Annotated in this window: 11 protein-coding genes, 1 tRNA gene, 1 pseudogene and 1 CRISPR repeat array; of the genes and pseudogenes, 7 read left to right on the forward strand and 6 right to left on the reverse strand. The window is 57.0% G+C overall.

All coding sequences use genetic code 11. The features are described 5' to 3' along the window. Nucleotides 1-191: 191 nt before the first annotated feature. The 4 genes and pseudogenes from Q0Z94_RS09040 to Q0Z94_RS09055 form a co-directional block, all read right to left on the reverse strand. Nucleotides 192-278 (reverse strand): annotated as a pseudogene (locus Q0Z94_RS09040) (IS200/IS605 family transposase); the annotation flags it as partial. A 191-nt stretch (nucleotides 279-469) separates the two neighbouring features. Next, nucleotides 470-545 (reverse strand) — tRNA-Asn (locus tag Q0Z94_RS09045). Nucleotides 546-597: 52 nt separating this feature from the next. Continuing rightward, nucleotides 598-1317, reverse strand: coding sequence for a 4Fe-4S binding protein (locus tag Q0Z94_RS09050; RefSeq protein WP_298068954.1), 720 nt, complete (start codon nucleotides 1315-1317; stop codon nucleotides 598-600). Nucleotides 1318-1526: 209 nt separating this feature from the next. Next, on the reverse strand, nucleotides 1527-2453 hold the full coding sequence (locus Q0Z94_RS09055) for a LysR family transcriptional regulator (RefSeq protein ID WP_298068957.1): 927 nt from the start codon (nucleotides 2451-2453) through the stop codon (nucleotides 1527-1529). 244 nt (nucleotides 2454-2697) lie between these two features. Here Q0Z94_RS09055 and Q0Z94_RS09060 point away from each other — a divergent pair, with 244 nt between their 5' ends. The 3 genes from Q0Z94_RS09060 to Q0Z94_RS09070 all read left to right on the forward strand — a co-directional run bounded on the left by Q0Z94_RS09060 (nucleotide 2698) and on the right by Q0Z94_RS09070 (nucleotide 7800). Further along, on the forward strand, nucleotides 2698-4731 hold the full coding sequence (locus tag Q0Z94_RS09060; RefSeq protein ID WP_298068959.1) for an FAD-dependent oxidoreductase: 2034 nt from the start codon (nucleotides 2698-2700) through the stop codon (nucleotides 4729-4731). 79 nt (nucleotides 4732-4810) lie between these two features. Then, nucleotides 4811-5872, forward strand: a complete 1062-nt coding sequence (gene dctP / locus Q0Z94_RS09065) for a TRAP transporter substrate-binding protein DctP (protein ID WP_298068961.1) — start codon at nucleotides 4811-4813, stop codon at nucleotides 5870-5872. 17 nt (nucleotides 5873-5889) lie between these two features. Continuing rightward, on the forward strand, nucleotides 5890-7800 hold the full coding sequence (locus Q0Z94_RS09070; protein ID WP_298068962.1) for a TRAP transporter large permease subunit: 1911 nt from the start codon (nucleotides 5890-5892) through the stop codon (nucleotides 7798-7800). A gap of 111 nt (nucleotides 7801-7911) precedes the next feature. Here Q0Z94_RS09070 and hslU read toward each other — a convergent pair whose 3' ends face one another. Both hslU and Q0Z94_RS11870 read right to left on the reverse strand, forming a co-directional pair. Then, nucleotides 7912-9231, reverse strand: coding sequence for an ATP-dependent protease ATPase subunit HslU (gene hslU / locus Q0Z94_RS09075; protein WP_298068965.1), 1320 nt, complete (start codon nucleotides 9229-9231; stop codon nucleotides 7912-7914). Between the two features lie 103 nt (nucleotides 9232-9334). Further along, nucleotides 9335-9517: a FeoB-associated Cys-rich membrane protein gene (locus Q0Z94_RS11870; protein ID WP_366517599.1), complete on the reverse strand. Its 183-nt coding sequence runs from the start codon at nucleotides 9515-9517 to the stop codon at nucleotides 9335-9337. Here Q0Z94_RS11870 and Q0Z94_RS09080 point away from each other — a divergent pair. The 4 genes from Q0Z94_RS09080 to Q0Z94_RS09095 form a co-directional block, all read left to right on the forward strand. Then, on the forward strand, nucleotides 9458-9742 hold the full coding sequence (locus Q0Z94_RS09080; protein WP_298068967.1) for a hypothetical protein: 285 nt from the start codon (nucleotides 9458-9460) through the stop codon (nucleotides 9740-9742). The genes Q0Z94_RS11870 and Q0Z94_RS09080 overlap by 60 nt on opposite strands. 41 nt (nucleotides 9743-9783) lie before the next feature. Then, nucleotides 9784-9993: a CRISPR direct-repeat array (repeat unit 28 nt; unit sequence GTTTTGTCCCCGTGCGCGAGGGGAATAC). A 316-nt stretch (nucleotides 9994-10309) separates the two neighbouring features. Next, nucleotides 10310-12232 (forward strand): AsmA-like C-terminal region-containing protein, encoded by a 1923-nt coding sequence (locus Q0Z94_RS09085; RefSeq protein ID WP_298068969.1) that lies wholly within the window; start codon nucleotides 10310-10312, stop codon nucleotides 12230-12232. A 17-nt stretch (nucleotides 12233-12249) separates the two neighbouring features. After that, entirely contained in the window at nucleotides 12250-12669 is a 420-nt protein-coding gene (locus tag Q0Z94_RS09090; protein WP_298068971.1) for a hypothetical protein, read from the forward strand. A gap of 54 nt (nucleotides 12670-12723) precedes the next feature. Beyond that, on the forward strand, nucleotides 12724-13118 hold a 395-nt coding region (locus Q0Z94_RS09095), incomplete at its 3' end, for a YbaK/EbsC family protein (RefSeq protein ID WP_298068973.1).

Below are 13118 nucleotides of genomic sequence, written 5' to 3' on the forward strand. Positions count from 1 at the left end.
TTATAAGTTCGGTCTGTTGTCGACTATCTAGTCTGCTGCGTCTTTCATACATGCTGCTATCCTAGCTCTTTTTTCTTGCCTAGGACAGCCCCAAAGTTTTTTGACCCACAGCCCTTGCTGGGGCTTTTAACCAAAAACGTGCCGAAGCAGAACATGCTCCGGCACGTTCTCATTTCTCGTGCGCCTTCACAGAAAACTTGTCTGCGATACTTCGGCGCAAAAACGATGTGATACTTGCAGTTCCGCTTCGTATGCGATAATTTCTTCGTGTCACTCATCGTGACCTCCTTTTGATTTGCTTCTGATGCAGTTGTCAGACCGCACCTCTTTCTTAGCAAATCAAAAGGAGTTTTTATAACATACTTATAACTTTAAGTTTTTTTGAACCCCAGCCTAGCTGGGGGGCGTTTAACCAACAAAGAATCCCAAAGCGTTATTGGACTTTGGGATTCTTCTTCAGAGCCAAATATGGCTCCCCGAGACGGACTTGAACCGCCAACCTAGTGATTAACAGTCACCCGCTCTGCCTATTGAGCTATCGGGGAAGGTGGCAACCTGCAGTTGCAAGGATGTTCTTAGTCGTTTTTACAGAGGCCGTCAAGCGTTTTTTTCACAGGCAGCGCTTTTTCCCGCAAAAGGCTGCGGCGTTCCGCAGAGAGGACGCAGCGCAGGGTTTGAAGGCAGAATGCTGCCGCCGCGTCCTATGGTCACCACCTCAAGGGGGATGTCCCGGTCGGAACGGGCTGCGGCTTCGCGCACGGCCTGTTCCATGCCGCCGCAGCAGGGCACGTCCATGCGCACCACCGTCACGCTGCGCACACTATTCCCGCGCAGTATCTCACCCAGCTTTTCGGCGTAGTTCACGCCGTCCAATTTGGGACAGCCTATGAGCGCCACGCGGCCGCGCAGAAAGCGGCGGTGGAATCCGGCAAAGGCGTAGGCCGTGCAGTCGGCGGCCACCAGCAGGTCGGCGTTCTGGAAATACGGCGCAGTGAGCGGCGCAAGTTTGATCTGCACCGGCCACTGGCGCAGTTCGCTCTTCCCGTCTTCCCCAGCTCCGGCGGAAAGTGTGCGCCCCTGCCGCTCCAGGTGCTCTTTGACGGCTGCTTCGTCGTAGGCTCCGGCCTCGCGAAAATCAAAGGAGATGGCCCCGGCGGGGCAGGCGGGCAGGCAGTCGCCCAGCCCGTCGCAGTAATCGTCGCGCACCAGGTGCGCCCTGCCGCCCTGCATGACTATGGCGCCCTCGTGGCAGGCGGCGGCGCAGAGTCCGCAACCGGTACAGGCTTCTTCATGGATACGGATGATCCTTCTGTGCATGGCTATGAACTCCCGAACGCGGCTTTTTCCGCGTGAAACAGGTGAAACCAATGACGGCTCCCTCACGGTTTCGAAGTCGTGCGGTGCGGGGATGCCGCTCGCCGGAAAAAATAACTCCGAACCCGCCTTGCGCAAGTAGGCAGTTCTGTTTTTTTCACGGCACAGGCCGGATCTCCCGCAGGTTTTCGGGACTTCCCCGCTCTGGCTTACTACGCGCGCAGCTCGCGATAAGAGTCACGCAGGCTGTCGAGAATAGCTTTTTCCACCGGGGAAAGCAGGTGCTGATGCGGATAAATGAGGCAGTTCAGTCCGGGCATGGGGCAGCCTTCGACAAAAAGGGCTTTCAGGCTCCCCGAAGGGATATTGGGATTCTTGACAACGCTGCGTGGAAAAACAGCAGCGACTCCGGCATCGCTGCGCACAAGATTGAGCAAGCTTTCCTGCTTCGTTCCATAATAAGGCGCGTGCCCACGAGAAAAATACTGGTAAATCTTGCTGTAAAAAAAGCTGCTGTGATCGTCCCGAGGGTAAAGAGCAGCGGTAAACTCACGAAGCTGCTCCACGGTCAGCGTTGTTCCTGCGGCCAGCGGATGACCGCTGTTGATAATCACGGCGTAGTCGTCCTCGCCCATCACCTCGATGCTCAGACCGTTTTTTTCAAGAGCCGCACGGATATCATCCAGCTCGTCCGGGGGGATGGCTCCGCACAGCCCGATCATGGGTTCCTCCTTTACCATCTGCATAAGCTCGCCTTTTTTTCGCTCATTCAGCTCAACGGCAACGTTGGGGTAGCGTTCCTTGAGAAAAAGTACGGCTCTGTCCAAAATCAAATTGATCATGGATGAGGTGCCAACCAGCCGCACTGGCATACGGACTTCCGCATCGCAGTCGCGCAGGCTGTCCCAGCGCCCGCAGATATCAACGATCTGCTGCACATCACTTAAGATGGCTTGCCCGCGTGCGGTCAGCGCCACGCCGGATTTGGAACGGTTGAACAGGCTAAAACCGAGACTCTTTTCCAAGGAATTCAGGGCGGCAAGCAGAGACTGCTGCGTTATGTCAAGCTGTTGCGCAGCCTTGTTGATGGAGCCGCAGTGTACGATTTTCAAAAAATACTTGAACTGCCGTATGGTCATTCCGAGAACCGCACTCCTGTCTAAGTCATTCAGGGCAAACGTTCCGCAAAAAAACGCTAAGCCAGCATCGGAAAAATACGGAATTATAATATAATATCAATATATTATACAATACAGCCTTTTGACTGTAACTAGTAACAACATTCCTCTCCTATGCGCGCCTTTCCGATCCTGCTACTAAAAGACAATGCGGTCAAAAGGTTGACCCGGCCATCATGCCGTTTTCAACAAGGAGAGTATACCCATGAGTTCCCCGGTTTACAAGCAGCTCTACCCCAATCTGTTCACGCCTCTCACCATCGGCAATGCCACGTTCAAAAACCGCATTTTTGTGGCTCCGACGCACACGCCATTTTCCGCCGGGGTAAACAATTTATTGACACCGGAGGGACTCCGTTATTATGGAGGCTTTGCCAAAGGCGGTGCTGGCGCCGTACACATGGGTGAATCTCTGCTGGACAGGGTGAACAGTGCAGCTCACGACAGTCATCTGAACATTATTGATGAAGAATGCCTGAAGGCATACAACACCTATAATGAATACTGTCACATTTTCGGCGCAAAAACATCCATAGAATTCAACCATAGCGGCCACTTTGCCATGCCTGGCTTCGGCGACGGCAGCGATCCCATGTCCGCCATGGAAAGAACCATGCCCAGCGGCGTCCATGTCCGCGCCATGAACGAGGACGACATGGACTATGTTGCACATATTTACTGCAAGGCCGCAAACATGGCCAAACGTGCGGGTTTCGACATGATTCTGCTCCATTATGGTCACGGCTGGCTTATGGGCGGCTTTTTGTCCCCCATTTTGAACCAGCGAACGGACAAATATGGCGGCAGTGTAGAAAATCGCATGCGTTTTCCGCTCATGGTCATCGAACGGGTACGCAAAGTCGTGGGCAAGGACTTTCTCATCGAAGTCCGGCTGAGCGGAGATGAGTGCGTGCCTGAAGGCATCAAAATCGAAGACACCATAGAAAATGTGCGTATGCTCCAAGATTATGCCAGTCTGATCCACATTTCTACGGGAAATCGCTTTGTACCGTTCAGCCGCGCCATCATGCACCCAACACATTTCATTGAGGAAGGCCATAATGTGCACCTGGCTGCACAAGTGAAGAATACGCCGGATATCCACATTCCCATCGGCACACTGGGGGGCATAGACACTCCTGAATTTGCAGAAAAGGCTCTTGCGGAAGGTAAGGCGGACTATATCCTTATGGCACGCGGATGGATCGCGGATCCCGATTGGGCTAACAAGGCCCGCTGCGGCAGATCCGAAGATATTCGACCCTGTATCCGCTGTATGCACTGCTTGGATATTCCGTTAGGCAAACGGAACACCAGCGTACACAACATTGCCGACATTTTCGATGAATACCCTACCACCACAAGGCGTGCAGAATGTGCGGTGAATGTATACCATGGCAACGGCCAGTGCCGCCTCGACCTGCCGCCGGCGGGCAGCAAAAAAAAGGTGGTCGTCATCGGCGGAGGTGTCGCGGGGATGAACGCAGCCATCACTGCGGCCTCACGAGGACACGAAGTGACGCTCTTTGAAAAATCTGACGTTCTGGGCGGTCAGCTGGCAACCTACGCCCCGGCTATGTGGTTCAAGGCAGACAACATGGAGCGCTACCGCCGTTATCTTGAGATCCAGCTTCGCAAGGCTGCCATACGCCTGCGTCTTGGCAAAGAGGCCACGCCCGAACGTGTCGCCGCAGAAACACCAGATGCCGTTATCGTAGCCGTGGGCGCCATTCCCATCCGCCCCGCCATTCCCGGCCTAGACAGAAGCAACGTGTTTACAGCCATGGAAATTTTGGGGCAGGAACGGGAAAAACTCGGAAACGGCCGCATTGCCATCGTGGGCGGCGGCATGGTGGGCTGCGAAGTGGCGCTCCAACTTTCCCACCTTGGTTACGCTGCGGATCTCGTAGAAATGGCCCCGATTCTGGCACCCGACGGCATTTATACCGAACGTGTCCATACCATGTATCTCCTGGACAACGATCCGCGCATAACTGTGCATACCTCTACACGCTGCCTCGAGATCAACGATGAAGGGCTGGTGGTGGAAACTCCAAAAGGAAGCAGCGTTCTTCCGGCCGACGCCGTGGTAATCTGCGCAGGCATGAAACCCATGAGCGATGAGGCTCGCCGCTTTGATGGTCTAGCTTTCGATGTCATCCACGCAGGCGACTGCCGCAAGGTCGGCACCGTGGCTGACGCCACAGCATCGGGCTACGATGCCGCCGCAGTACTCTGACCCCAGTTATTTCTGCCCTTCCGTCTTACCGGGAAGGGCTGGCGTTTCTTTCCCGTCATTTCAAGAAACCGGAGGTCTTATGAACAAACGTTTTCTCATCGCTTTGGCCGCAGCTATGGCACTCTGCTTCACCATGCCCCAGCCGGCACAGGCAAAAACATGGAACCTGCGCTTCACCGGTTCGGACTTTGAAGCTCACCCCAGCGTAGCCAACGGCTTGCTGCCGTGGCTCAAGGAAATCGAAAAGGCCACCAACGGACAGGTAAAGATTCGTTACTTTGCCCCCAACACCATCTGCCCTGTCTCGGAAATCGTCACTTCCATCGAAAGCGGCGCCATAGACATGGGAGCCATAGATCACGCGCGCAATTCCGGGCGTTTTCCGCTGCACGACGTTTTTCTGCTGCCTTTGATTACGGGCAACTCCACGGCGCAGGGCATAACTGCATGGCGTACACTCCAGTCATCGCCCCTCTTGCAGAAAGAAATGGCTTCCGTCAAGGTACTCGGCTACTGGGGCGGCGGCTCCATGCAGGTACTGACCAAGGAGAAGCCCGTCACACGGCTTGAGGACATGAAAGGACTGCGCATGACCTGCCTGAGCAAACCCTTTGCTGATGCCGTCCAGTCGCTGGGCGCCAATCCCATCACCGTTCCGCTGCCGGACATCTACATGACGCTGTCGCGCAACTCGGCCGACTCGGCACTATTCTCCCTGCTGGCTTCCGGTTCTATCAAGATTCAGAATCTCATCAAGCATGTCACGATGGTGAGCCTGTGCAAGGATGTCCGCTTTGTGGGCATCAACAAGGAGCTATGGGACAGTTTCCCCCCGGATATCCAAAAGGCCATCGAAAGCACCTGCTGTGATGAAAAATGGGCCATGCGCATGTCTCAAACCATGGACAACGGAGACATCGCCGGCAAGGAACTGCTGACCAAGTCCGGTGCCACATTCCACACGCTGGACGCGGCAGAGTATGAACGCTGGGTCAAAGCCTGCGAACCACTGGACAAGGCATGGATCGACAAGGTCGTAGCTCTGGGCGTTTCCCGCAGTGATGCGGAAGCGCTGCTCGCGCAGGTACGCAAAACCGGTGCTGAAGTCACGGCTGAACTCGCCGGATCCTCTGCAAACTGAGAACATGAGGTATGACCATGGGTTCCAGTCTGGAACAAGCTGCTTATCGTCTGACTGCAGTGTCCCGAAGCGTTAACCGAGCCTTTCGCAAGCTCTCCGTTCTGGCTGCGGGCCTCATGGTCATACCCACCGTTCTGGATGTTTTCTGCCGTTTTTTCTTCAACAAATCACTTCTCGGTGCCATGGAACTTGTCGAGTTCTGCATGGTCATCCTGGTCTTCAGTACTCTCGGCTCCATTCAGGATGAACGCTCTCACATCCGCGTCACCCTCCTCACTGAACGCCTGTCTCCGCAAGTGCGGGACGCTCTGGAGATCGTTTCCACGCTCTGCCCTTTCCTGCTGTTCTGCCTTGTCGCCTGGTGCGTCTGCTGCAACGGAATCGCCAAATACGCCAACAATGAACTCAGCGGCATGCTCAGCGTTCCCCTTGCGCCCTTCATCCTGTATGGAGCGTTGGGCTGTGCCCTTTTTGCCCTTGCCCTGTTTGCAAATTTTCTGTCTGTCACGGCGCACATTCTGGCGAAGCACATGCCTTTCACCTTCCTCTGCGGCATAGTGCTCAGTCTCCTGCTGCTCTCACTGCCGTTCCTGGTACGCGGCACAAGCGTGGCGGACAGCTACGCATTGCTCGGCTCCCTTGGCATGGTTATTCTCATGGCCTGCATCCTGCTGGGTATGCCCATAGGCCTTGCCATGGCGCTCATGGGCTACATCGGTATGCTCGTTATTTACCCGAATTTCAGGGCTTCGTTCTCCATGCTGGGGGTCAATCCCTATACCGTCGCTTCAAACTATACCTATACCGTAGTGCCCATGTTCATCCTCATGGGTGAATTGGCCATGTACAGCGGCATCAGTCAGGATTTATTCAACGCCGCCAACATATGGCTCGGCCGGCTACCCGGCGGACTTGGCATCGCCACAGTCAGCGGCTGCGCGGGGTTTGCCGCTGTGTCGGGCGACTCCATGGCTACAGCCGTCACCATGGCTTCTGTCGCACTGCCAGAAATGCGCAAAAAACATTATTCGCCCGGTCTGGCCTGCGCTACTCTGGCCGCAGGTGGAACCCTAGGCATACTCATTCCGCCAAGTACGGGCTTCATTTTCTATGCTCTCGTCACCGAGGTCTCAATCGGAAAACTCTTCGTGGCCGGTATCGTTCCGGGCATTCTGCTCACCCTCATGTTCATTTCGGTGCTGCTCTTCATCGCTCACCGCCATCCAGAATGTTCCCCTTGTGGCGAATCCTCTACCTTTATGGAAAAAATTCGCTCCCTCCGTGGCATTTTCGCCATGCTCGCCCTGATTTTCCTCATCCTTGGCGGCATCCTCATGGGCTGGTTCAGCCCGAACGAAGGCGGAGCCGTCGGCGCGGCCGGAACCCTGCTCTACGCGCTTTGCCGCCGCCGTCTCTCTCTGAACGACTTCCTCAAGGCTCTCGAATCCACGGTGGACGTCACTGGCCGGCTTTTGCTCATACTCATCGGCGTGAGTATTCTGGGTGCCTTTCTCGCGGCCACGGCTCTGCCCTACGACCTTGCTGATGCCGTGGTCAGTCTGAACGCCAACCGTTACATCCTCCTCGCCGCCATCGTCATATTCTATATTGTCATGGGCTGCCTCATGAACGTCATCCCCATGATACTGCTTACCCTTCCCGCCATCTATCCCACCATCACGGAACTGGGCTTCGATCCGGTGTGGTTCGGCGTGGTCGTCGTCATCCTCATGGAAGCAGGGCAGATCACTCCCCCCGTGGGAATCAACGTTTTCGCCCTGAGCAGTGTCGCTACCGATATTCCTATGTCCAGCATTTTCCGCAATGTCATTCCTTTTTTCTTCGCCATGCTTCTTCTCGTTTTCCTGCTCACTGTCTTCCCGCAGATAGCCTTGTGGCTGCCCTCCATCCTGTTTCGAACCCCATAAAAGCGCAGTGTTCGGAAAAAAGACTGAAAAAAGGATCCGAAACATGGCGAGTCTGTCCATGTCCCGGATCCTCGTTTTTCTCAAGACACACTTCCCTCAGGCGGGGAAGCATCAGAGGATGAACTGGCGCAGATCCACGTCCTTCTTCACGTCTTCCAGACGGCCGGCCACATAGTCCTTGTCAATGACGACGTGCTCGCCTCTGCGTTCAGGCGCCTCAAAGGAAATGTCCGCAAGGATCTTCTCAAGGATGGTGTACAGCCGCCGAGCGCCGATATTTTCCTGACGTGCGTTGGTGTCCTCCGCAAACGATGCAATTTCGCGCAGGCCGTCTTCGGTGAAGTCAAGCTGCACGCCCTCGGTGGACAAAAGCTCGCGGTACTGCTTTTGCAGGGAATTGTGCGGTTCCGTCAAAATCCGGTAAAACTCGCCGCTGCCCAGAGACTGGAGTTCCACGCGCAACGGGAAGCGGCCCTGAAGTTCGGGGATGAGATCGGAAGGTTTGCTGAAATGGAAGGCCCCCGCAACGATGAACAGGATGTGATCCGTGTGGATCATGCCGTGCTTGGTATTGACCACGCAGCCTTCCACCACGGGCAGAAGGTCGCGCTGCACACCTTCCCGCGAAATATCGGAGGAGCGGTGCTGGCCCGCGCCGCCGGAGATCTTGTCGATTTCGTCGATGAACACGATGCCGCTCTGTTCCACGCGCTCACGGGCGATCTCGATGATGCGGTCGTCATCTATCAAAGCATCCCGCGCCTGTTGCAGCAGAATGTCGTAGGCGGCTCTGGTCTTCATGCGCTTTTTTTTCGTCTTCGGCGGCATGAAGCGGCTCATCATACTCTTCATCTGGCTGCCAAGGGAGGCGTTGTCCATGCCAGGAATCGCGAACATGTCCATCTGCGGCGACTGTTCGGTGACTTCGATCTCCACTTCATGGTCGTCCAGATGCCCCAGCTTCCACAGTTTGCGGATCTTTTCCCGCGTGCCCTCGCGGGAGGCGTCAAGCCCGCTGCCCGGGAGCAGAAGTTCCATAAGGCGATCTTCGGCCTGAGCTTCGGCCTGCGTTGCAACGCGCTGGCCCTCTTCGTCGCGAACCAGCTTGATGCCTATTTCCATGAGATCGCGTATCATGGATTCCACATCCCGGCCCACGTAGCCCACTTCCGTGTATTTGGTGGCTTCGACCTTGATGAACGGCGCGCCGGTGAGCTTTGCCAGACGCCTGGCGATCTCGGTCTTGCCAACACCCGTCGGACCCATGAGGATAATGTTCTTGGGCGCGATCTCATCCCGCAGGGCGGGGTCGAGCTGCTGACGGCGCCAGCGGTTGCGTATGGCCACAGCAACCATGCGCTTGGCCTGCTCCTGTCCGACGATATATTTATCCAGTTCGGCCACGATCTGCCGGGGCGTCAGCGTCTTCATAAGGCGTATTCTCCTTTTTTGAAACTATAGGTTCGTTGTCAAAAAAGGGAAGACGCTCCGTTCATAATTTTTTTACGCTCCGGGAACGACTGCGGAGCGGCGTTCAGCGCTTATCAGTCTTCGCATACGGCTGAAGCTGCGTGCCGCAGCAGGAAGCCTTTTTCCCGCCGCCGCACGAGGAACAGCCGCACCCGCAGCCGCCCCTGCCCGCGACAGAACGACGGATATGGCGGACGACATAGACCAGAGCCAGCAAAAAAATGATTCCGACGGCAATACCCTGCATGGAAACCTCCAGGATTCAATGGCCACCCGGCAAGGTGACGAAGCCCTTTTAGCAGAAATGAAAATCGTTTTCAACAAACTTTTTTTGCCCTCTGTGGAGGGAATGCGCGGCGCTTGCGGGCGGATTTCTTCCCCATGCCGGCGCTCCGGCGCTGCAGGAGACTTTGTGACGTCTGAGCCGCCGTGCGGGGAAAATCTGAAATCAGCAGGGCTGCCCCGTGCGTGAACGGATACTCAGTCCGACAACTTTCTGGAATGCCATAACTGGTTTTGTCCCCGTGCGCGGGGGAATACTGAGACCAACGGCAACGTCCAGCAGATACTCGAGTTTTGTCCCCGTGCGCGAGGGGAATACCGCTTCCTGCGCACCTTCGGCAAAGCCTGCACCGTTTTGTCCCCGTGCGCGAGGGGAATACTCCATCAGGACGCCGAAGGAAAAGATCAGTATGGTTTTGTCCCCGTGCGCGAGGGGAATACGGTGCGCTGCGTGGCCCATGAAACTGGCCCTGAAAAGCGCCTCCCCCCTATCCCTGCCACAGGCAGGTGACGAACGTGCCATGACGCAGTCTTTCTTCACTCGCCCTGCCCCGTCTGCCTTCTCCTTCAGCGGCTCTATGGAACAGGCTCTCCTCATCCGCCGCGGCATACGCAACGCCTTGCCTGCCGGGATGCGCTTTCAGAACGCCTCATTCTCCGTCAGGCGGCACCGAGCTGGTTTAAAAGCCTTGCGGAGGGCTTGCCCGAAACGCCTTTTCGGCCTATGCTGACCCATACCCCTCTTCTGGATGTTCCGATGTTGCGCAAGCTGCTGTTAGCCCTCGTTCTCCTTATCCTCCTCGCCGTAGGAGGCATGTTTGCGCTTCTGGCAACGAACAGCGACATCCTCATCGACAGATTCAACGCCTACGTCAAAGAAAGCACCGGCGCGCCCCTCGTCACCCAGACACGTCCGGAGATCACGCTCTTCCCCAACCGCGGTCTGGAACTGGGCGCAGGCTCCTGGGAAAGCCCCGACGGAGCGCTGAACATCAGCTTCAGCCGCGCCTCGGTGCAGATTTCGTCCCACGCGCTCTTCACCGGCCATTTCCGCATCAAAAATTTCTCCGTGGACGACCTTTCCGTGACGCTGCAGGTGCAAAGCGCCCTGTGGCAGAATCTCAACACCTTCAAGAAGGATGTGGGCTACCGTCCGCCGGACGAGATCGTCCGCTTCATCCTCCGCACCCTGCAAATCGCCCCGGACAACATCACTGTCCGCCGCGGACAGATCCGGCTCGTCCAGCCCGATCAGTCCTCCGTCACACTCGCGCCGCTCTCGCTCAGTGCCAGCAACGTTCACCCAGGTTCAGATACGGATTTCAATCTGCACACGATGGTATCCGGCGAGAGCCCCGAATTCCGCGCCTCCGTGGATCTGCGCTGTACGGCGCTGTTCACGAAGGACAAGGCTGCCTTCACCATCGCAAAGGCGCAGCTCACCCCGGAACACGGCCTGCCCTTTCAGGAACACGTCTCCCTGTCCGGCGGCCTGGAATACGACTTCGCCTCCTCGGGGCTGACGCTTTCACAGCTCCATTTTCAGGGCCCTGAACTTTCCGTCACGGCTTCCGGCAGCATCGCCTCACTTGCCAGGCTCTATCAGGACACCAAACAGGCCGATGCCTCACTGCGGCTTGCGGTCAGCGGCGATCCCCAGCGAGTGGCGAAAATTCTGAACCGCCCTCTGCCTCTGGCCGATGACGAATGCTTCAAGGAAGTCGAAGTCAGCACGGAACTGCGCTGGGTCAGCAATCTCCTGCACATGAACGCCATTCAGGGCAAGGCCGACGATATGACCTTCGCCGGGCGGCTCAGCGCAACGCTGCCTCATTTTGACATCAGCGGCGAACTCAAGTTCGGCAACGTCCATCTGGCTTCCTATCAGACACCTGCGGCAGGGGGGAGGGCTTCCCGTGCCACACCGCGGGATTTCCGGCGCTGGCCGCGGCTCAACCTCCAGATCTCAGCCGATGAGGTCACCTGGAAAAAGCTCACGCTCCAGCAGGTACGCGCCCGCATGACCGGGCAAAACGGAACCTACGAGTTCAACCCGCTTACCGGCATACTGCTGGGCAGCCCCATGACGGCTTCCCTTACCGCACGGCTGCTTCCCAGCACACCGCTTTCCGCTCTGGTCTCCATGCACCTCAGTCTGCCGCAGACCAACGTGGCTGAACTCTGCCGCATCGTGATGACGGATCCGCTGGTCTCCGGCAGGGGAACGCTCAACGCCTCCCTGTCCTTCAACAGCATCCGGGGGCTTTCTTCGCTGAACGGCAAGGGCAGCCTCTCCTCGGCCAAGGCGCAGACGTCGTTCAGTCTGCTGCCCTCGGACCTGCCGCTCAGGGAAATCTTTTCCTACTCCGGCGAACTCGACCGCCTTTTCTGCTCCTTCGACGTCCAGAGGGGCATCATGACCCTGAACACCTTTGCGATGGAAGCACCGCGGCTCTCGCTGAACTGTTCGGGAAACATCGATCTGCCGGAAAGAACCATCGCTGCGGGGGGAATGCTGCGCGTTTCCGGCTCCTCCGCCTTCCCTGTGCGCATCCAGGGCGACCTGGCTGCTCCTCATTACTCGCTCGACCTGCCTGCCGGACGTGAAGGCTCGCAGCCCAAACGTATAGAACTAGATCTCAAGCTGCCGCCCTCTCTCCATCAGTTCATCAACCCGTGACCTGCCAAGGATCTCCTATGCCCTTTTCCAAAAAAACCATAGGTAATTTCCAGCGTGCCGTCTCCCTGTTCCAGAAAGCGGCGCCTCAGAAAAGAGATAACCTTATCCGGCGTCTGCTGAACGGCGAATATTCCCTCACCCTGACCTTCTGGCTGTTCTGTCTCTCCGTACCTCTGGCCGGAGATCTGCTTTTTTCCTATCTGCTCTTTCCCCTGCTGGACTTGAGCAGAGCGAAGGACTGCACGGCGCTGGTCATCTGGGCGCTGGCCATTGCCTTCTACATGCTCATCGCCAATATCGGTCTGTGGCGTTCCGCCGCAAAGCACCCGCAGCCCACCCTGTCCATCCTCGGGAAGGCCGCTTCCGTCCTGGGCCTGCTTGCCGCAGCCGCCTATGTGCTGCGCTGGTACGCCATCTGGATGCTCGTCACAGGGTAGACTGCGGCCTTCTTTCCTTCCGCCTGTTTCCGAACCCGCTTCTGGGGGGCGAATATGTCCATCGAACGTGCGCGGCAGCACCTGCGCCGCTGGAATAAGGATGTTCTCATCCAGGAACACGAGGTTTCAAGCGCCACGGTGGAGCTTGCCGCCGAAGCCCTGCACACGGTGCCTGGCCGCATCGCCAAAACGCTTTCCTTTCTCAACGGGGAGCGCACCCTGCTTATCGTTGCCGCCGGAGATGCCAAAGTCGATACGAAACAGTTCAAGAACGCCTTTGGCGTGAAAAAGGCGCGCATGGTTCCCGCAGAGGAAGTCGAAGAGCGCACGGGACACGCCGTGGGCGGCGTCTGTCCCTTCGGCGTCAATGAAGGCGTGGACGTTTTTCTGGATGTCTCCCTGAAGCGCTGGCCCACCGTCTTCCCCGCCTGTGGAAGCTCCAACAGCAG

It is taken from the genome of uncultured Mailhella sp. (assembly GCF_947631555.1).
Classification (GTDB): domain Bacteria; phylum Desulfobacterota; class Desulfovibrionia; order Desulfovibrionales; family Desulfovibrionaceae; genus Mailhella.